The 19,273-nt window shown below is 40.5% G+C and carries 18 protein-coding genes and 1 pseudogene; 12 read left to right on the top strand and 7 right to left on the bottom strand.

Features of this window, described 5'->3' with window-relative positions; genetic code table 11:
• The first annotated feature begins 190 nt into the window (after positions 1-190).
• Positions 191-2,395 (top strand): OsmC domain/YcaO domain-containing protein, encoded by a 2,205-nt coding sequence (locus AC4CUX_RS15020; RefSeq protein ID WP_490792502.1) that lies wholly within the window; start codon positions 191-193, stop codon positions 2,393-2,395.
• A gap of 69 nt (positions 2,396-2,464) precedes the next feature.
• On the opposite strand, the gene lpxB is transcribed toward AC4CUX_RS15020, so the two are convergent.
• The gene (lpxB, locus tag AC4CUX_RS15015) at positions 2,465-3,637 is read right to left on the bottom strand and encodes a lipid-A-disaccharide synthase (RefSeq protein ID WP_490747761.1); all 1,173 of its coding nucleotides are present in this window, start codon (positions 3,635-3,637) and stop codon (positions 2,465-2,467) included.
• A gap of 245 nt (positions 3,638-3,882) precedes the next feature.
• On the opposite strand from lpxB, the gene AC4CUX_RS15010 reads away from it, so the two are divergent.
• The 4 genes from AC4CUX_RS15010 (at position 3,883) to AC4CUX_RS14995 (ending at position 8,237) form a co-directional block, all read left to right on the top strand.
• On the top strand, positions 3,883-6,027 hold the full coding sequence (locus AC4CUX_RS15010) for a TonB-dependent siderophore receptor (protein WP_490747762.1): 2,145 nt from the start codon (positions 3,883-3,885) through the stop codon (positions 6,025-6,027).
• 75 nt (positions 6,028-6,102) lie between these two features.
• Positions 6,103-6,381, top strand: a complete 279-nt coding sequence (locus AC4CUX_RS15005; RefSeq protein WP_490747763.1) for a hypothetical protein — start codon at positions 6,103-6,105, stop codon at positions 6,379-6,381.
• A 3-nt stretch (positions 6,382-6,384) separates the two neighbouring features.
• Positions 6,385-7,944 carry a PepSY-associated TM helix domain-containing protein gene (locus tag AC4CUX_RS15000; protein WP_490747764.1) on the top strand — a complete coding sequence of 520 codons (1,560 nt, stop codon included), beginning with the start codon at positions 6,385-6,387 and terminating at the stop codon, positions 7,942-7,944.
• A complete protein-coding gene (locus AC4CUX_RS14995; RefSeq protein ID WP_490747765.1) occupies positions 7,941-8,237 on the top strand; it encodes a hypothetical protein in 297 nt (98 codons plus the stop codon). The genes AC4CUX_RS15000 and AC4CUX_RS14995 overlap by 4 nt, the downstream gene beginning before the upstream one ends.
• Positions 8,238-8,454: 217 nt before the next feature.
• Here the strand turns inward: AC4CUX_RS14995 and AC4CUX_RS14990 are convergent, their stop codons facing one another.
• Positions 8,455-8,676, bottom strand: coding sequence for a hypothetical protein (locus AC4CUX_RS14990; protein ID WP_490747766.1), 222 nt, complete (start codon positions 8,674-8,676; stop codon positions 8,455-8,457).
• Positions 8,677-8,710: 34 nt separating this feature from the next.
• Here AC4CUX_RS14990 and AC4CUX_RS14985 point away from each other — a divergent pair, with 34 nt between their 5' ends.
• The 4 genes from AC4CUX_RS14985 to AC4CUX_RS14970 all read left to right on the top strand — a co-directional run bounded on the left by AC4CUX_RS14985 (position 8,711) and on the right by AC4CUX_RS14970 (position 11,833).
• The gene (locus AC4CUX_RS14985) at positions 8,711-8,905 is read left to right on the top strand and encodes a hypothetical protein (RefSeq protein WP_490792501.1); all 195 of its coding nucleotides are present in this window, start codon (positions 8,711-8,713) and stop codon (positions 8,903-8,905) included.
• Between the two features lie 219 nt (positions 8,906-9,124).
• Positions 9,125-10,021 (top strand): sulfite exporter TauE/SafE family protein, encoded by an 897-nt coding sequence (locus AC4CUX_RS14980; RefSeq protein WP_490747768.1) that lies wholly within the window; start codon positions 9,125-9,127, stop codon positions 10,019-10,021.
• A gap of 139 nt (positions 10,022-10,160) precedes the next feature.
• Positions 10,161-11,252, top strand: a complete 1,092-nt coding sequence (locus AC4CUX_RS14975; protein WP_004693350.1) for a 3-deoxy-7-phosphoheptulonate synthase — start codon at positions 10,161-10,163, stop codon at positions 11,250-11,252.
• A 56-nt stretch (positions 11,253-11,308) separates the two neighbouring features.
• Complete coding sequence (locus AC4CUX_RS14970) at positions 11,309-11,833, top strand: protein tyrosine phosphatase family protein (protein ID WP_490792500.1); 525 nt, start codon at positions 11,309-11,311, stop codon at positions 11,831-11,833.
• Here AC4CUX_RS14970 and ispF read toward each other — a convergent pair.
• Entirely contained in the window at positions 11,821-12,309 is a 489-nt protein-coding gene (ispF, locus tag AC4CUX_RS14965) for a 2-C-methyl-D-erythritol 2,4-cyclodiphosphate synthase (protein ID WP_004979990.1), read from the bottom strand. The two genes, AC4CUX_RS14970 and ispF, sit on opposite strands and share 13 nt — an antisense overlap.
• Before the next feature lie 101 nt (positions 12,310-12,410).
• Between ispF and AC4CUX_RS14960 the strand changes: the two genes are divergently transcribed.
• The 3 genes from AC4CUX_RS14960 (at position 12,411) to AC4CUX_RS14950 (ending at position 14,293) form a co-directional block, all read left to right on the top strand.
• Complete coding sequence (locus tag AC4CUX_RS14960; RefSeq protein ID WP_490747770.1) at positions 12,411-13,061, top strand: A1S_1983 family putative colistin resistance protein; 651 nt, start codon at positions 12,411-12,413, stop codon at positions 13,059-13,061.
• 44 nt (positions 13,062-13,105) lie between these two features.
• Positions 13,106-13,588 carry a CinA family protein gene (locus tag AC4CUX_RS14955; protein WP_348958646.1) on the top strand — a complete coding sequence of 161 codons (483 nt, stop codon included), beginning with the start codon at positions 13,106-13,108 and terminating at the stop codon, positions 13,586-13,588.
• A gap of 78 nt (positions 13,589-13,666) precedes the next feature.
• Complete coding sequence (locus AC4CUX_RS14950) at positions 13,667-14,293, top strand: aminotransferase (protein ID WP_490747771.1); 627 nt, start codon at positions 13,667-13,669, stop codon at positions 14,291-14,293.
• Positions 14,294-14,642: 349 nt separating this feature from the next.
• Here the strand turns inward: AC4CUX_RS14950 and prpC are convergent, their stop codons facing one another.
• From prpC to AC4CUX_RS14930, 4 genes and pseudogenes are all read right to left on the bottom strand, one after another.
• Positions 14,643-15,779 (bottom strand): bifunctional 2-methylcitrate synthase/citrate synthase, encoded by a 1,137-nt coding sequence (gene prpC, locus AC4CUX_RS14945; RefSeq protein WP_490792499.1) that lies wholly within the window; start codon positions 15,777-15,779, stop codon positions 14,643-14,645.
• 2 nt (positions 15,780-15,781) lie between these two features.
• The gene (gene prpB / locus AC4CUX_RS14940; RefSeq protein ID WP_151836137.1) at positions 15,782-16,666 is read right to left on the bottom strand and encodes a methylisocitrate lyase; all 885 of its coding nucleotides are present in this window, start codon (positions 16,664-16,666) and stop codon (positions 15,782-15,784) included.
• A gap of 42 nt (positions 16,667-16,708) precedes the next feature.
• Positions 16,709-18,340, bottom strand: a pseudogene (locus AC4CUX_RS14935) (long-chain-fatty-acid--CoA ligase).
• A gap of 468 nt (positions 18,341-18,808) precedes the next feature.
• Complete coding sequence (locus AC4CUX_RS14930; RefSeq protein ID WP_490747772.1) at positions 18,809-19,261, bottom strand: helix-turn-helix transcriptional regulator; 453 nt, start codon at positions 19,259-19,261, stop codon at positions 18,809-18,811.
• Positions 19,262-19,273: the final 12 nt, after the last annotated feature.

Genomic DNA, 19,273 nt, shown 5'->3' with positions numbered 1-19,273 from the left:
CATCTTGTGAAAATCACACTATAATATCCCGCATCCTTGCTAGAGATGGCTTCAAACCACTGCTTGTTTGTTCTTTTTCGCTCTAGCCACACTTTTTTTAAGTCCAGTTTTCATCCGTGATTCGGCTTATTTTTCAATATTTTATCTCTTGTATGTCCATACTGACATATAAGAAAATTTAGGTGCCAGCATGGAAATCAAGGTTAATTATCTCGATAATCTTCGCCAAGAAGCGAAGTTCGACGATTTTACAGTCATTGCCGATCAACCGATTCGCTACAAAGGTGATGGCTCTGCACCCGGTCCATTTGACTATTTTTTAGCATCTTCTGCGCTTTGCGCGGCTTACTTTGTCAAAGTGTATTGTTTGGCACGTGACATTCCAACCGACAACATTCGTTTGTCACAAAACAACATTGTTGACCCTGAAAACCGCTATAAACAAATCTTCAAAATTCAAGTTGAGCTCCCAGCGGACATTTCAGAAAAAGATCGCCAAGGTATTTTGCGCTCTATCGACCGTTGTACGGTTAAGAAAGTGATTCAAACAGGTCCTGAGTTTATTATTGAAGAAGTCGAAAGCATTGATGCTGATGCTCAAGCCCTACTTATTCCAAGCCTTGCTTCTGAAACCAGCACGATTATTCCGGGTAAAGACCTGCCTTTAGAAGAAACCATTGCCAATATGTCGGGTATTTTGGCTGGTCTAGGCATGAAAATTGAGATTGCCTCTTGGCGTAACATTGTGCCAAATGTATGGTCTTTACATATTCGTGATGCTCAATCGCCCATGTGTTTTACTAACGGTAAAGGCTCAAGCAAAGAAAGTGCTTTAGCTTCTGCGCTGGGTGAGTTCATTGAACGTCTGAACTGTAACTTCTTCTATAATGACCAGTTCTGGGGTGAAGACATTGCCAATGCCGAGTTTGTGCATTATCCAGATGAAAAATGGTTCATGCCAGGTCCAAATGGTGAAATGCCAGAAGGCGTTCTGGATGAGTACACCCTTGAAATTTATGACCCTGAAGAAGAACTGTTAGGTACGCATTTATACGACACCAATTCAGGGAAAACTGAGCGCGGTATTTGCTCTTTACCTTTTGTTCGCCAGTCTGATGCTGAGGTGGTTTACTTCCCATCGAACTTAATTGAAAACTTGTACCTTAGTAACGGGATGAGTGCAGGAAATACCTTAGCTGAAGCACAAGTACAGTGTTTGTCTGAAATTTTTGAGCGTGCAGTAAAACGTGAAATTTTGGAAGGTGAACTGACCCTGCCAGATGTACCGCAAGAGGTTTTAGCGAAATACCCTAGCATTTTAGCAGGCATTCAAGGTTTAGAAGAGCAAGGTTTCCCTGTACTGGTGAAAGATGCCTCTCTAGGCGGTCAATACCCTGTAATGTGTGTGACGTTAATGAACCCACGTACAGGTGGTGTATTCGCCTCTTTCGGTGCACACCCAAGCTTTGAAGTTGCACTTGAGCGTAGCTTAACTGAGCTACTACAAGGTCGTAGTTTTGAAGGTCTGAACGACTTACCTCGCCCAACATTTAGCTCAAATGCGGTCACCGAACCCAATAACTTTGTTGAACACTTCATTGACTCAAGTGGTGTGGTGTCATGGCGCTTCTTTAGTGCCAAATCGGACTATGACTTTGTCGAGTGGGACTTTACCAATCAAGGCCAAAACTCAAATGCAGATGAAGCTGATGAACTGTTCGGTATTTTGGAAAATATGGGCAAAGAAGTTTATATGGCCATTTACCAACATTTAGGTGCAACAGCGTGCCGTATCTTGGTACCAGGTTACTCAGAAATCTACTTGGTTGAAGACTTGGTTTGGGATAACACCAACAAAGCACTGCTTTACCGTGAAGACATCCTCAACTTACACCGTTTAGACGACGAACAGCTCGAAGCGCTGGTTGAACGTTTAGAAGAATGTGAGCTAGACGACTATACTGAAATCAAGACTTTGATCGGGATTGAATTTGATGACAATACCGAATGGGGTCAATTGACTCTGCTTGAACTCAAACTACTCATCTATCTTGCATTAGAGCAGTTTGAGGAAGCAAAAGACTTGGTTGAAGCATTCTTACAATACAACACCAATACCGTTGAACGTGGTCTGTTCTACCAATGCATGAATGTCGTGCTCGAAGTGATGTTGGATGACGACATGGAACTGGAAGAATATGAAGCCAACTTCCGCCGTATGTTCGGTGATGAACGTATGGATGCTGTAATAGGCACAGTTGAAGGTCGCATACGTTTCTATGGTTTAACAGAAACCAGTATGAAGCTTGAAGGTTTAGACCGTCACTTACGTTTAATCGACAGTTATAAAAAGTTACACGCTGCACGCGCCAAAGCTGTTGGACTAAAACCTTAAAATAAAAAGAAACAACCCAAATACGTTTGGGTTGTTTCTCACTGCACTATCACGATGTCTTAAAGAAAATTAATCTAAAATATTTAAAATCGCCTCAACAGGGTTTTCACTATTTCCTACAAGTAACTGTTTATGCATGGTAATGTGCTGCATGGCTTGAATCTGTGCGGTTTCAATATTCATTAATTTTTCAATTTCAGCCGCCAATTTCTCAGGTGTTGCATCTTTTTGAATTAATTCTTGTATCACTTTCTTGCCTGCAATAATATTCGGCAATGAATAATATTGAATCTTGATCAAGAATTTCACCACATGGTAGGTGAGCCAGTTCAACTTATAAAAGGTCACCATTGGACGGTGTAACAGCATGGCTTCTAAAGTTGCTGTACCTGATGCTAAAGCCACAATATTGGCTGCATTCATAACTTGGCGCCCAATCTTCGACTCGGTGCCTGAGTTTTCAAGCAAGTCAATTTGATCGACCAATGCTTTTGGATACTGGTTAAGCAAAGCTCCGATTTGTTGCTTACGCGCATCGTTGATAGCCGGTATCACAAAGCGATAGTTTGGATATTTGGCGTAGAGCAATTTTGCAGCATCTAAAACCAGTGGACCGAGCTTTTCAATTTCACCACGTCGACTTCCGGGCAATAAGGCAATATGCTTTTGGGTCAGATCTAAACCCAGTTCTTCTTTGGCTTGTAAAATTGGGTTTTCCAAAGGCAATTGGCTTGCCAAGGGGTGTCCTACAAACGCAGCAGGAACATCCCATTTTTTATAAAATGCTTTTTCAAACGGAAATAAACACAGTACCAAATCAATAGAAGCTTTGATACCATGAACCCGTCCCTGACGCCATGCCCAAACGGAAGGACTAACATACTGCACGGTTTTTATTGGCAGTTGTTTTTGCTTTAAACTTTTTGAAAGGCGCAGATTAAAGTCTGGCGCATCAATCCCAATAAATACATCGACAGGATGGGCTGTCCACTTCTCTACCAGTCCATCACGCACAGCAAAAAGCTTTTTAATGTCTTTAAGAACCTCAACTAGCCCCATGACAGACAAAATATCCATCGGATAAAAGCTCTTGAAACCCTCTGCAATCATTTGCGGGCCACCAATACCCTCAAATTCTGCATCAATTCCTTGCTCACGAAAACTGCGAATAAGTTTAGCACCTAAAGTATCACCTGATACTTCACCCACTACGATTCCAATTTTAAGTTTCCGATTTTGCAAAGCATTATTCCTTATTTTTCAACCCATGCATCATAACATAGCGTCTTTTAGTTTGGCGTGGGTATGTTTAAGCAACAATGATAAAGTGCCGTCAACTTACATCAATGGCCTTCATGAACTCTTAACCACTTCATATCGCCTCAATCAAAGATAATTTTTGATTTATTTTTTCAATTGTAAATAACTTGTAAAGCACACAAACAAACAATAAACTTATTAATAATTATTCTCATTAGTATTTGTTAATGCTCAACATCTCCTCTCGCGGCTTTAAGCTCTCTATCATTAGTTTAGCTATTCTTAGCGCTCAGTATACTTTTGCACAAGACACGCAAAACTTAGCAACCATTACCGTACAAGCAAGTGATGATCAAGCTGAAAAAAGTAAAGCTTATATCCTAAAAAATTCATCGAGTGCAGCAAAACTAAATCTGACCGTGAAGGAAACTCCACAAACTGTAAATGTCGTGACTCGCCAGCAAATGGATGACTTCGCACTAAATAGCACTCGTGAGGTTTTAAGTAATACACCCGGCGTAACGGTTACTAACCAAGAGACTGAACGTTCTACTTATATGGCTCGTGGTTTTGAAATCTCCAATATATTGACAGATGGCGTCGGTTTTCCATCGAGTAATTATAATTACAATAATACCAATCCAAATACATATTTTTATGATCGAGTTGAAGTCATTAAAGGTGCAGATGCTCTGACCAATGCTTTTGGCGACCCAAGTGCAACAATCGACTATATTCGTAAACGCCCAACCCAAGACTTTCAAGCAAATGCTGGTGTAAGTTATGGCTCTTGGAATACACAACGTTATGAAGCAGATGTATCAGGTGCCCTCACTCAAGACGGACGTATTCGTGGTCGCTTAATGGGTTATGAGCAAACTGGAGATTCATATATAGACCGATATTCTTCGGAGAAAAATGGATTTTCAGGCATTCTTGAAGCCGATCTGACAGATAGTACTTTACTTACTGTTGGCTATAGTGAAGAAAAAAATAAACCGAATGCAAATAATTGGGGAGCATTACCATTATTAGATGCTGATGGCAATCAACTGTCATATGATCGCAATTACAATCCAAACCCTGATTGGGCATATTGGGATAATAAAAGTCAAAAAGCATTCATAGAATTAAAGCAAAAGCTGAATGAAAATTGGGCAGCAAAATTCAGCTACAACTACACCAATACTGAGCACAATAGCAAGCTGCTTTATTATTATGGCTATCCAAATCAAGATGGCTCTGATGTATCACTTACCGCTTGGGGTGGTAAAGAAAATCAAGAAAGACATTTTGCAGATCTAAATTTACAAGGTACATATGCTTTGTTCGGTCAAGATCATGAAGCCACGATTGGATATAGTTATATTCACAGTAAGCAGCATGATCAACAAACCAATGGCTATATTAATGATAGTAATATTGTAGATGATTATTCGCTTGGCTACTTACGTCAATTAACGACAAACTTGGCAAGTTGGACTCCCCAATCTATAACTTGGTCCGAGTTCAATGAAGCTGCAAACTATACTCAAAAAATTAACTCTTTCTATGCTGCAACACGATTACACCTCAATGATGACCTAAAGATATTATTAGGTGCAAATTATGTTCAAGCTGAAAATGATGGAATAAGTTATAGCTCATCTGTGGCTTATGATGAAAGTAAAGTTTCCCCATACGCGGGCATCACTTATAATTTCACCCCTGAATATACAGGGTACTTAAGCTACACTTCTATTTTCCGCCCACAAACTGGCGCAGAAGTTAATAAAGCACTTAAACCTGTTGAAGGCGAAAGCTATGAAATGGGAATTAAAAGTTCATGGCTAGATGAGAAGCTAACGGGTACTTTTGCAGTATTTAGAACTGAACAAAGTAACTACCCTTTACGTAGCTCAGATGGCAATCCGCTTACACGTAAAGTGGAAACCAGTGATTTACGTTCCCAGGGCATTGAAGTTGGTTTAGCTGGTCAGCTCACCGATCAGTTGAATATATCTTTTGGTTATGCCCAATTTAGCTTAAAGGACCTAAAAAATGGTGGGGATGCTCGAACTTACAACCCGAACCAAACCATCAATCTTTTAACTACATATAGCATTCCAGCTTTACCAAAACTAAAAGTGGGGGCGGCACTGCAATGGCAAGATTCGACGAAACTGTATGATTCATCAGTAGACGGAACAATTACTCAAAATGCCTATGCTTTAGTCAACTTAATGGCAAGTTATGATTTGAATAAACATATTACTCTTCAAGCGAATGCAAATAACGTCACGGATGAAAAATACTTATATAGCTTCCCTGATGGTCAAGCATTTTATGGTGCACCTGCCAACTATAGTGTTGCTGTAAAATTCAAATATTGATTCAATAGCGCCTCGTTTTCTGTTATTTAACAGCACAGAAACTGAGGCGCTTTTTTCTGGGTTAAATGGTTCGTCATGCATAAATTTCAATATCCCCTATCCGTCTTGTATCGGTTTTTGATCGCATTTGGCTTAGGCTATTTATGTACATTCATGTTATCAGAACTGCTTACCCTCAGTTTTTACCCTCACTTAGCTAAAGCAGAATCCATTTATTTAGCGGCTTTTCTATCTCTTATTTTCTTTATCATTTTTGTCATTTTAAGCTTTTGTATTCAATCCCTAAAAAAGTTAACTGCGTCAACCATTTCGCTTTCTCTTTGCTTTTTTCTATTGCTGAAGTTCGTAGGTTAAACCATGCAAAAATCTGTTCGCCAGTCAATGGCATGGCTACACTCTTGGCTTGGACTAACACTGGGTTGGTTATTATTTGCCATATTTTTAACAGGTGCTGCGACCTATTATCGTCATGAAATAAATTTGTGGATGCAACCTCAATTTGCCACCATGCAGGTCAAACAAGACACAGCGATGGAGTCGGCATATCAATACTTACAAAAAAATGCCGCAGATGCGCAAAGTTGGTATATTGGCGTAGCTAGTCCTAGTTCACCTGTTAATAAAATCTACTGGCAAAAGGCCGATGGTGGCTACGAAAATAAGACTTTGGATGCGAACACAGGTAAAGAAGTCACCTTGTCAGCAACCCAAGGCGGTGAGTTTTTCTATGGCTTTCACTATCAGCTGTATGGTGTGCCCTATTTTATCGGTAGACTTTTAGTCACGATTGCTGCCTTCTTAATGTTGATCATCCTCATTTCAGGCATCATCACACACAAAAAAATATTCACCGAATTCTTTACCCTAAGAGCCTTCAAAGGGCAACGCTCGTATCTAGACTTTCACAATGTCACCTCTGTCATTGCTTTGCCCTTTTTCCTGACCATTACATTCACTGGTTTAGCCATTTTCTTTTATCTCATTCTTCCCAATGGCATGAAGAGACTTTATCCAGAGCAACCGTTCCAATATTTTGATGAAATTAGAAATATTAGCATCAGCTCTGATGATAAACCGGCACCTGCTACGATGCATCCAATTGAATACTTCATACAACAATCTGGGCAGCGTTGGGGTAAAACAGAAATTGACAATATTACGGTCAAACACCCCAATACCAATATCGCTCAGGTGAACTTGATTGAGTCAGCTGACCGAAGCATCACGCGAAACCAAGCCCAACTCAGCTTTAACGGCAAATCTGGTGTCCTGCTCGGAGACACTCGAAATAATAGTGCAATTGCCACGCTCAATAATGGAGTCTATGGTTTACATATGGCACACTTTGCGCAGCCCCTATTACGCTTTGCGTTATTTTTCTCAGGGCTTTTAGGCTGTGCCATGATCGCGTCTGGACTTTTACTCTGGAGCTTAAAACGTCAGCTACAAAATAAGAAACAAAGTTTCCACTTTGGACATTATGTGGTTAACCGCCTAAATACGGCTGCCATCATTGGCTTGCCGATTGCCATGCTCAGTTATCTTTGTGCAAACCGTTTACTTCAGTTAGAAGCAGGTCAACCCAACTACGAAATCTACGCATTTTTCGGCACTTGGTTACTCAGTTTAGTCATTGCACTGCTCACTCCACAGCAACACCTTTGGAACACTCAACTGAAGGTCTTCATTTTACTGACTGTATCTTTGCCTATTTTCAATCTTTACTATTTAATCAGCCACCAATATGTGCATAACTTGAATGAATATTGGTTATTCTTGCGAGTTGATCTTATGATCTCCATCCTTGCGATATTGGCTATTTTCTTACATCAAAAAATCCAGCCCATTCAACAAAAAGCAGTACAAAAAATTCAGAAAAAATATGCCAATACTGCAGTTCAGGAGCCCAATTCATGATCTACTTGATTGCAGGACTTCTCATCACTTTCGCGTGCTATGTATTATTTCTGGTGAGCGATAAGCAACGTCCAAAAACTCAAAAGTCACGTTGGGCCAAGTGTGCAGAACATTATCAAATCTGCCGATATCTGGCTTTTGGTGTACTGGCCGCGACATTAATTTTATTGATTCAATTCACGGGCCGCGGTGTGGGAAGTGTCAGTTTATTTGTATTTGCAACTCCGATACTTTTTATACTGATTTTAAGCATCAATGACTTAAAACCTAAAAGAACAGCTCAATCTAAGTAAGTATTTACTCTACAACTCACACGCCTTTTTATTTCGATCATGAGCCAAATAAAAAGGTGTGTAAATATATGAGCCAGAACCATCTCAACAGAATTTTAAAGAGTGATCAAAATCATTTAAGTTGAAACACCGCGATTTTTTAGTTATAACACGCTAAATAATAAGCACTTTTATACACCTTTTCACGGGACAAACATTGCGTTCAGCTTTAGATTGGTTACAACAAGAAATCATCATGCCCTTTCAATAGCTCTGCAGTTGGTCGAAGCATTATTTTGGCTGGACGCTTTTTATTTCCTTCATTTTCAATTTGCTTGTATTTATTTGTTTCCCAAGCGGCTGGATCCCTACTCCAATTCAAAGTAAAACCTTTAATGAAATCACTGTTGAAGTCGGTAAAGAACGAATCAACGCCTTGAAATTTAAACAACAGCATCATTTATGGATCGCAAATTGCGCATTGATGGGAGAACATGCTCAAACACTATGTAATCAATCGTCACCGATTTACAGCAAAGCAGGTCGAGGTTTACTATTTGAAGCATATTTTTTGGAACCTAAAAAATGCAAAAAAGGAGGCATTTATTCATCAGATTACATTAGCAGATCCACGTCTTCAACACTTACATATGACCTATAGCTCGACCGCGGCGGATTTTGAGCAATAAAAAAGCATCAGCTAGCCCCTCTTTATGTTATACGAACACTCATAGGTTTTAACCTATTGTGGTTACTGATAATTGTAGGCATGAAAATAAAAACGCGGCTGCAGCTCAAACAATAACTCCTATATCTCTTTTTAGAATAAGTAAATCAACAATCAAGACAACGACTTATATGAAAACGTCATAAGATATGCACGTTTTTTGATATTTTGGCATATAACAATGTTTGGTCCACTCGAATTTATTCTCGCAGGTGTTTTAGTCGGTTTTTGTGTGGGAATTACTGGTGTGGGTGGCGGTTCTTTAATGACGCCGATCCTCATTAGCCTTTTCAGAATTGAACCGCACATTGCCATTGGTACTGACTTGCTCTATGCCGCAATTTCAAAATTTTGTGGTTCATTTGTACATGCCAAAAAACTAAATATTGTGTGGCCGATTGTGCTTTGGCTTGCAATTGGCAGTATTCCTGCTTCCTTTGCAACGCACTGGGTACTCGACAACTATTTGAGCCAGTCTACCCACTACAAAGCCGTGCTCACCATGGTTTTAGGCTTCATGTTGACCATTACAGGTTTATCAATTGTCTTCCGTAATCAAATTGAAAATTTTTTCAACAAATTACGTAAAGATGAACTCCCTGACATGACTGAAGACTTAGAAAAAGTTCAGCTTCAAACCAGCAATAAACGTAAGTACATTGTGATGATGGGTGTGGTTCTTGGGGTCTTCGTGACACTATCATCAGTTGGTGCAGGTGCTTTCGGAATCATGGCTTTGGTCATTATGTTTCCCAACCTACCAATGATTCGTATTATTGGTTCTGATGTTGTGCATGCAGTACTACTTACTTTCGTTGCAGGTATGGGTCATATGACTTCAGGCAACGTGGACTTCCACCTCCTTATGTGGTTATTGGTCGGTTCTATTCCAGCAATTATTATTGGAACACTGATTAGTTCACGCCTTCCTGAAAAGATCATCCGTAAAGTGTTGGGTATTACCCTGTTCGCGCTGGGTGTGAACTTCATGTTGAATCCGATCAAAGCGAAACCTGTGAAACCTGCCGAAACGGCTCAAGTTGTTCAAATTTCAACAGTTAAGAATGCCTTAGTATAGGCATTCTGATTTAAAATAAACCTAAGATTCATCACTTTTTTTTCAAAGATTCATTCGACTTTTTTATAACCTTTTATCAGCTAAACCGTGTTATATTCAGCTTATAAAGCAACTTAATACGATCGAACCAGTGACGGCAATGAATACTCTACAGTCAAACTCTATTACCCAAAACGACATCGATGACGTGAATTTACAAAGCATTCATCCGCTAGTTACCCCAGCGGAATTAAAAACTGAATTGCCTCTCACTGAGTCTGCATATCAAACTGTACTTCACGGTCGTGAAACGATTCGCAATATTTTAGATGGTAAAGACAAACGCATTTTTGTGGTGATTGGCCCATGTTCAATTCATGACCCAGTTGCTGCTCACGAATACGCAGACCGTTTAAAAGTTTTAAGCGATAAAATTAAAGACTCAATCTATGTCGTAATGCGTGTTTATTTTGAAAAGCCACGCACCACTGTGGGTTGGAAAGGTCTGATCAATGACCCAGACATGAATGACTCATTCAACATTGAAAAAGGTTTACGCATTGGTCGTAAACTTTTGGTTGAGTTAAATGAAAAAGGCTTACCATGCGCGACCGAAGCCCTTGATCCAAACTCACCACAGTACTACCAAGACTTAATCTCTTGGTCAGCGATTGGTGCACGTACCACTGAAAGCCAAACGCACCGTGAAATGTCTTCTGGTCTTTCTTCACCCGTAGGTTTCAAAAACGGTACAGATGGTGGCTTAACTGTTGCAACCAATGCCATGCAGTCGGTCAAACATGGTCACCACTTCTTGGGTCTAAACAACCAAGGCCAAGTCTCTGTGATTCGTACTTCAGGTAACCCGTATGCACACGTGGTACTTCGTGGTGGTAATGGCAAGCCAAACTACGATGCTGGTTCTGTAGCAGAAGCAGAAGCAGCTTTGGCTAAAGCGAAAGTCAGCACCAAAATCATGATTGACACCAGTCATGCAAACTCGAACAAAGACCCGTTCCTTCAACCACTTGTTCTTAAAAATATTACCGAACAAATTATTGATGGAAATAAATCTATTATCGGCATTATGGTTGAAAGTCACCTGAAAGGTGGTCGTCAGGAAATTCCTGAAAACCTATGCGATCTTGAATACGGCAAGTCAGTAACCGATGGTTGTATTGACTGGGATACCACAGAAAAGGTATTACTAGAGATGCACGAAGCACTCAAAGACGTTTTACCGAACCGTTAAGTTTTTAAAACGCCATCTTCGGATGGCGTTTTTCATTCTAAGATTAAGAAATAATTATGAACGCTATTGAAACACACTTAAGCCAAACACTTAACTTTCAATTTATCCACGAGCATTTGTTTACTTCTGGACAACCGACTGCTGAGCAATTACAGCAAATTAAAGAGTATGGTGTAAACACGGTCATCAATCTTGCGGTCAGTAATAGCAATAACTATTTAGCCAATGAAGATCAAATCTGTTTAGAGCTCGGGTTGAACTATCTACATGTGCCTATTTCATGGGATACACCGTCTGATGATCAGTGCTTATTGGTCTTAGATATGATTGATCATTTGGTGCAAGAACAAACCATTTGGGTCCATTGTTCAGAAAATTATCGCGTCAGTAGTTTGATGTATTTATATCGTCAATATTATATGAATATCGATATGCCAACCGCACATGAAGCCATGCATCAAATTTGGGAACCCAATGACACATGGACAGGTTTGGTGCATGCTGTTGCCTTACAACTTCAAGGTCGTAAAGCAACACAAGAATTAAAGCTGGCTATGATCAATCCTGATCATTTTGCGTGAGAAATCAGCACTGTTGCTGTAGATAAAATACCTTCCTGACGACCCGTAAAACCCAGTTTTTCCGTGGTCGTTGCTTTAATGCTAATCTGTGTGATTTCAACATCAAGAACGTCTGCAATGCTTTGGCGCATCGCTAAATTATGCGGTGCCAACTTCGGACGTTCACATGCCACAGTAATGTCAGCATTATTTAACTGATAACCACGATCTAGAATGAGCTGATAGACATGTTTGAGTAATACTCGACTGTCTGCTCCTTTAAAGCGAGGATCGGTATCGGGAAAATGCTGACCAATATCCCCTAAAGCCAACGCACCCAATAATGCATCTGTTAAAGCATGCAAAACCACATCACCATCTGAATGTGCTTTTAAGCCGTGTGTATGTGGAATTTGAATACCTGCCAGTGTGACAAATTCACCCTCTTCAAAAGCATGTACATCAAGTCCCTGTCCAATTCGAATATGTGCAACCATGCTCAGTTTCCTTTAAGAAATAAATGATTGAAATCTTGTATTCACGCTTTCTCTTTCGCTATAGTTACAAGCAGCGCAACATAGTGAAAGTATAAGCGATCATGCTGTTGAAAACCGACATAAAACTTATGAAAAAATTTAGTATTTTAGTGTGTCTAAGTTGTCTTTGTACCAGCTTTAGTTATGCTCAAGTCATTGACTGTGATGATCCGACTTCATCTAGCCTTAAAAAGATCTGTAGCGATCAATTCAAAGATATTCGACAAAAATTAGACACGCAATCCATGACTGCTTTTTTAATCAGTGATGCGCCTCAGCGTTTATTGGTCGATACCCATCAGCTATGGCTAAACCGCCTACAGCAGTGTAAATCCTTAGCATGCTATCAGCAGCAGATGGACTTCCGAATTGATGATCTGAACTTCTACACATCATTAAATCAAAGTTTGACGCAACACTATTTAAAGTTTGAACATGGGGCCATTGCTAAACAACCTGTGCACCTACAAGTGCATCAGCTGTCTAAAGATAAAATTAAGATCGAAGGTGTTGCATATCGTAGTCCCAATAATCGTATAGAAACCCAAACCATTTCATTTTTGGCCTATACCACACCCGATCAAAAGCAAAACATCACGGACAATGAAAACAACTGTCACTACCAGTTCAACTTTCAAAAAGCCATTCTTTCAGTAAAAAGTGAAAGTAAAGCATGTAATCGTTTTGTTGGTGTGTACCGTGTTTATGACTAAGCTGTCAAACAGATCAAAATAATGGACATCGGGAGGCTAAAGTGGTGCAAGTACTCAAGCAATGCTGCAACCTCCTAGAACAGAAAAAATTGACCATTGCCTTTATCGAAAGTGCCAGTTCAGGTTATCTATCCAGTCAATTTTCGATTTATAAGCATAGCGGAGCTGACATTTTACTCGGTGGACTGGTGAGTTATGACCCCAGTATCAAATGTGAAATTTTAAAGATTGATCCTGCACTTATTCAGCAATATACAGCGGAGTCAATTGAAGTCACTGAAGCTATGGCACTTCACGGGCATCGACTATTTCGTCATGCCGATATTATTGTCTCCTGTACAGGGTTGCTCAAACCTGGTGGAAGTGCGACGCCTGAAAAACCAGAAGGCACCTTTTATATTGCCATTCATTATCAAAACAGTTTAAGTACTTACCATTATTTACTGCTAGGCAGTGCGCTCGAGCGACTTGATCAGCTTACGAAAAACGTAGCTCAAATGGTCATTCAACGTATTCAAAATGCTTAAATCTTTACACTAAATTTAATTTTTCTACATTTAAAACCCTTAAACTGAACCATAATCAATAAAAATGTGAAGCGCTTCATGATGATGAAAATAATCCATCCTCTACTTTTCAGCACCTTATTTTTTTCAAGCCACAGTTTTGCAACTGTAGGGGGACCACAAAATATTGAAGTTTTAGGTCTTGACCAAGCTGATCAAAAAATTTATGTGATGCGACATTATTTAGATGGTCGTGGTCGTTTACCACGATTGTATTATTATCAACTTAACAGCAAAACACCCTCCAAACTGATTGAAGTGAAATCTTTATATATCAATCCAAAAACTCAAAAAATTGACTATGATCAAGACAGTCAAAAGTTTGACCATGACATTGCAAAAATAAAAAAACGACTCAAAGCTTTAACACCAATTCCACCCAAACAGGTTAAAATTCAAGTCATCAGTAAAAAGGCTTCAAAAGAAGCTTCTTGGTATGATCCTAAAGTCGACATCCCGAAGTTTAGCTATCAATATCAAGTGAAATACAACAATTTGAAAAGTCCCGTACACAAGGCGGTGGACTATAAAAATGGGCTGCGCATTTCTCAAAGTTATAAAGTTCCTAATCAACAAAAAGTGCTGGTAACTGTTCAATATCTCGGAATTCCTTTTGAAACAGGTTATAACATTGAAGATCCTGTTTTATTGATGCCTAAAAAATAAAACCTCAGAAGAGGGAAAGCCAGTCAGTTAAGAAGTTGCCTGGCTTTTTTTAAAATTCATGATGTTATTCGATACACGGAAACGTCATCCGCAACTGTTCGAGGCAAAACTATTTTTAAAAAGTAAGTTTTCTGCGATTAATTAATCAATAAAAGGAATTTGGCGAGTTTTGCGGAAGACAAATGCTTTTGATTACTTTGGGCTTATCCAAAGTAATAGATGAGCTCCAAGTATATGATTTAAAAATATAAGACTCCCTCGTGCATAACTAAAAAGCTAAGGGCTTTATTTCTAAAACCCTTAACTGACTGGCATTACTCCGAAGAGGCTTTATTACACATTTTTCAATTTAAGCCGCTGAACGTTCTTCAATTGGCACTACCTTACGCAGTTCAGGCCCCGTATAGTCCGCACTTGGGCGAATAATACGGTTGTCCGCACGTTGTTCCATCACATGCGCAGCCCAACCTGTCACACGGCTCATCACGAAGATTGGGGTGAATAACTTGGTCGCAATATCCATGAAGTGGTATGCCGATGCATGGAAGAAGTCTGCATTACAGAATAATTTCTTCTCACGCCACATCACTTCTTCACAACGTACTGAAACTGGATACAGTACCGTATCACCCACATCTTTGGCTAAGCGCTCTGACCAAATTTTGATGATGCCATTACGTGGGTCATTGTCTTTGTAGATTGCATGTCCAAAGCCCATGATCTTTTCTTTACGTTCTAATTTGCCCAGCATTTCTCGCTCAGCTTCTTCAGGTGACGTCCAGTTTTCAATCATTTCCATCGCAGCTTCGTTTGCTCCACCGTGCAATGGACCACGTAGTGAACCAATTGCACCGGTAATACATGAATGCATATCCGATAATGTTGATGCGCATACACGTGCGGTGAAAGTCGATGCGTTGAATTCATGCTCTGCATAAAGGATCAGTGATACGTTCATCACTTGTTCATGCAGTTCATTTGGCTTTTCACCACGCAGCAGGTGTAAGAATTGAGCACCGATTGAGTCGTCATCGGTGTTTTCTTCAATGCGTACGCCATCATGGCTAAAACGGTACCAGTAGCAAATGATCGCTGGAAGCGTTGCGAGAATGCGGTCTGCAACATCTTGCTGTTCTGCAAAGGATTGTTCTGTTTCTAGGTTACCTAGCATCGATACGCCTGTACGCATCACATCCATTGGGTGTGAATCCGCAGGGATACGCTCTAATACTTCTTTGAGTGCTTGTGGCAGTTGGCGCAGTGATTTAAGTTTAGCCTTGTAAGTGGTGAGTTGTGCTGCTGTTGGTAGTTCACCAAAGAAGATCAGGTAGGCCACTTCTTCAAACTGGCAGTTTTCAGCGAGGTCTTGTACGTCATAACCACGGTAGGTTAGACCTGCTCCGCTTTTACCTACAGTTGAGAGTGCTGTCTTTCCTGCGACTTGTCCGCGCAATCCTGCGCCTGTGAGGACTTTTCCTTCAGCCATTTTTAATTCTCCTGTTTAAACAGCTTGTCTAATGTGTTTTCAAAGGTGTGGTAATCGAGAAATTCGTAGAGTTCTTTGCGCTGTTGCATTTTGTCAAGGACGTTGACTTGGGTGCCGTCATTGCGAATGGCATGCATGACTTCCAGTGCTGCCTTTTGCATGGCACGGGTCGGTGACAGTGGGTACAGCACCATCGAGATGCCTTGTTCTGCCAGTTGTTCTTTGGTGTAGTATGGGGTATCGCCAAATTCGGTAATGTTCGCCAGTACTGGAACACCGACTGCATCACAGACGGTTTTGTACATGGTAATGTCAGTCATTGCTTCAGCAAAGATCGCATCAGCACCGGCTTCTACACAAGCACAGGCACGATCAATTACCGCTTGTAGGCCTTCTTTTTGTAGGGCATCGGTACGTGCCATCACCACAAAGTTTGCATCGGTTTTGGCATCAACTGCGGCTTTTACGCGGTCGACCATTTCTTGTTGGGTGACGATTTCTTTGTTGGGGCGGTGGCCACAGCGTTTTTGTGCTACTTGGTCTTCGATGTGCACTGCGGCTGCGCCTGCGGCAATCATTTGTTTCACAGTGCGGGCAATGTTAAATGCCCCACCCCAACCCGTGTCGATATCGACCAGTAACGGGGTGTCTACACGTTCGGTAATGCGACGTACATCTTCCAAAACATTATCCAGACTGGTCATGCCTAAGTCAGGCAATCCATAAGAGTAGTTGGCTACACCAGCACCCGAAAGGTAGATGGCCTTGTAGCCCACCTGTTTCGCCATCATTGCTGCATAAGCATTGACTGTACCGATAATTTGTAATGGTTTTTCCACTTCCAGTGCTTGTCTAAATCTTAAGCCTGCAGATATTTGTTCTGTCATCGTCCGTTCCTTGAAGCGTTATGAATGAATGCGAAATGTTGTTTATTCCACGGCAAGTAAAATTGAGCCATAGGTCGCTCGTAAATCTTTTTTCAGGACTTTGCCTGTACCACCGACAGGAATACTATCGACAAAAACCACGCGATCAGGAATTTGCCATTTTGCAATTTTGCCCGTGTAATAATCTAAGAGTTCAGCTTCAGACACCTGACTGACTGCGGTCTTTTTAGCAATGAGAATAGGTCTTTCATCCCATTTTGGATGGGTCGCGGCAATAACTGCCACCATGTCAATTTCAGGATGTGCGATGGCAATATTTTCCAGCTCAACCGAGGAAATCCACTCTCCGCCTGATTTGATCAAATCTTTAGAACGGTCACTGATGACCATATAGCCATCTGAATCAATAGTTGCCATATCACCCGTATCGAACCAGCCATCTGCGGTGAGTGCATTGCTAAATTGATCGAAATAAGAATCTACAATCCAGTGCCCTTTAATTTGCAAATGTCCTGTAGTTTGTCCATCAGTAGCCAATTCAGTACTGCCCTTTTCAGCATCACAAATTCGAATGCTGACCCCAAACGGTGGCCGGCCTTGTGCGTAACGTAAGCTCGATTGCGCCGAGTCATCCAACTGCAAATGTTTAGACTTGAGTTGATTCACCACACCCAGAGGGCTGGTTTCCGTCATGCCCCATGCATGAATAGTTTCACACTGAAAATCATCTTTAAATGTTTTCAGCATTGACGGTGGGCAAGCCGCGCCGCCGACCACATTGCGTTTTAAGCTGTCGAGTTTGCTGCCAGATTGCTTCGCTGCTGTAAGCAGCCCTTGCCAAATGGTCGGTACACCTAAAGCTGTCGTCACTTTGTATTGATCAATCAGCTGAACCAAGCTTGCTCCATCTAACATCGGCCCCGGTAGCACCATACTGCAACCAACCATTGCCGCTGCATATGGCGTGCCCCATGCGTTGACATGGAACATGGGAACAACAGGTAAAATGCAATCTTGCGCTGAAAAATTAAATTAATCGGGTAAACAGGTTGCGTAACTATGTAAAATACTTGAACGATGACTGTATAAAACCCCTTTAGGATTCCCAGTCGTACCCGAGGTATAACACAGTGAACTGGCTTTAGTTTCATCCAGTTCAGGCCACTCAAAATGTTCACTTTGCTGTGCGATTAACTCATCATAAAACAGCACTTCAGGTAAAGCTTTTTGAATGTCTTCATCATAAGCATCGAGGCAGATAAAATGCTCTACATAGGGAATGAATGATTTAATTGACAATACTAGATTTAGAAACGTTTTATCAAAAATCAGTGCCTTATCATTCGCATCGTTAATAATATAGCTGAGCTGCTCAGGAAAAAGTCGTGGGTTAATGGTGTGACAAACCAACCCACTGCCTGATATGCCATACCATGTTTCTAAGTGACGATGATTATTCCATGCAATGGTGGCCACACGGTCGCTGACTGCAAAGCCAAACGACTGCAATACATTGGCAAAACGCTTTGAGTTTTTAGCAATTTGTCCCCAGTCTGTATGCAGCATCGACCCATCAGTATTTTTAGAGATAATGGCTGTATCTGCATGATAACGAGCGGCATGTTCAATCAGGCTGCTAATCAACAAAGGTTGAAACATCATATTTCCAATCATCAGAAACTTCCTTTTTAAAATCTTTTTAGACTTATTGTTTAAGATCCGCATATGATCGGTCTTGGTCATTTGTTTGTTAAAATACTGTCTTTTCCGATCTTCATTTTGTCATTTCGTTGTGTTATTTAGTCATTTGGTCACTTATGCACAAAAAACTTAAATCTTCTAATTTATTGTTTTAATTAATTATTTATACAAATATTCAATATTATAAAAAGTGATAATTAAGTCAAAACGAATCTGTGGAACATGCACCTGATTTCATATGATTTTTTAAAACTTGAATAAAAAAACACGCTGAGCAAGGTCAAGCTGGAATAGAGGTACACTCTAGAGAATTCAAGAAAAGACGTCTTATGAGGAATTTAAGGAGATAGTGCAAATGTGGACAGATGGAATGATTTTAAGCACCCATCAAATGCCGAACGCATATTTTAAGAAATAAAAATGAAGCTTAATCTGCACACTTTAAGCATGCAGATTCATCCGTCTCCAACGCCCGGGCGTGATGCCATACCAACGCTTAAATGCGCGGGTGAAATTGGCTTGATCGTCATAACCTACTTGATTGGCCACTTCTATAATCATAAGTTTTTTGTTTTTGAGTAACTCCGCTGCAATTTTCTTGCGCGTGGCTTCAAGCAAGGCTTCAAAACTGGTCTGATGTTTATTCAAATAACGATACAAAGTAAAACGGTGAATCGAGAAATATTCAGCTACACGTTCGACATTACAACTTCGATGCGGCAATAATTCCTCAATAATTTTACAAATCTGACCTATCAGATCGACACGATCGTGGCTTTGCAGCTCAGACAAATGCTGACGCAAAAATTGATCTAACTGACGATCATGCCCTGCTCTTTTTTGATCGAGCTGTTCCTGCGGAAAGGCTTTGTTGCACAAAGATTGGAAATGCAAAGCGCCCCTAAT

The organism is Acinetobacter sp. 231_lipA (assembly GCF_058243005.1).
This window is presented reverse-complemented; position numbering and strand designations above follow the sequence as displayed.

Excerpts from the sequence above, each read along its gene's own strand:
- AC4CUX_RS15020 (WP_490792502.1), top strand. The coding sequence starts at position 191 with ATGGAAATCAAGGTTAATTATCTCGATAATCTTCGCCAAGAAGCGAAG.
- AC4CUX_RS15010 (WP_490747762.1), top strand. The coding sequence starts at position 3,883 with ATGCTCAACATCTCCTCTCGCGGCTTTAAGCTCTCTATCATTAGTTTA.
- AC4CUX_RS15005 (WP_490747763.1), top strand. The coding sequence starts at position 6,103 with ATGCATAAATTTCAATATCCCCTATCCGTCTTGTATCGGTTTTTGATC.
- AC4CUX_RS15000 (WP_490747764.1), top strand. The coding sequence starts at position 6,385 with ATGCAAAAATCTGTTCGCCAGTCAATGGCATGGCTACACTCTTGGCTT.
- AC4CUX_RS14995 (WP_490747765.1), top strand. The coding sequence starts at position 7,941 with ATGATCTACTTGATTGCAGGACTTCTCATCACTTTCGCGTGCTATGTA.
- AC4CUX_RS14990 (WP_490747766.1), bottom strand. The coding sequence starts at position 8,676 with ATGATGCTGTTGTTTAAATTTCAAGGCGTTGATTCGTTCTTTACCGAC.
- AC4CUX_RS14985 (WP_490792501.1), top strand. The coding sequence starts at position 8,711 with ATGCTCAAACACTATGTAATCAATCGTCACCGATTTACAGCAAAGCAG.
- AC4CUX_RS14980 (WP_490747768.1), top strand. The coding sequence starts at position 9,125 with ATGTTTGGTCCACTCGAATTTATTCTCGCAGGTGTTTTAGTCGGTTTT.
- AC4CUX_RS14975 (WP_004693350.1), top strand. The coding sequence starts at position 10,161 with ATGAATACTCTACAGTCAAACTCTATTACCCAAAACGACATCGATGAC.
- AC4CUX_RS14970 (WP_490792500.1), top strand. The coding sequence starts at position 11,309 with ATGAACGCTATTGAAACACACTTAAGCCAAACACTTAACTTTCAATTT.
- ispF (WP_004979990.1), bottom strand. The coding sequence starts at position 12,309 with ATGGTTGCACATATTCGAATTGGACAGGGACTTGATGTACATGCTTTT.
- AC4CUX_RS14960 (WP_490747770.1), top strand. The coding sequence starts at position 12,411 with ATGCTGTTGAAAACCGACATAAAACTTATGAAAAAATTTAGTATTTTA.
- AC4CUX_RS14950 (WP_490747771.1), top strand. The coding sequence starts at position 13,667 with ATGATGATGAAAATAATCCATCCTCTACTTTTCAGCACCTTATTTTTT.
- prpC (WP_490792499.1), bottom strand. The coding sequence starts at position 15,779 with ATGGCTGAAGGAAAAGTCCTCACAGGCGCAGGATTGCGCGGACAAGTC.
- prpB (WP_151836137.1), bottom strand. The coding sequence starts at position 16,666 with ATGACAGAACAAATATCTGCAGGCTTAAGATTTAGACAAGCACTGGAA.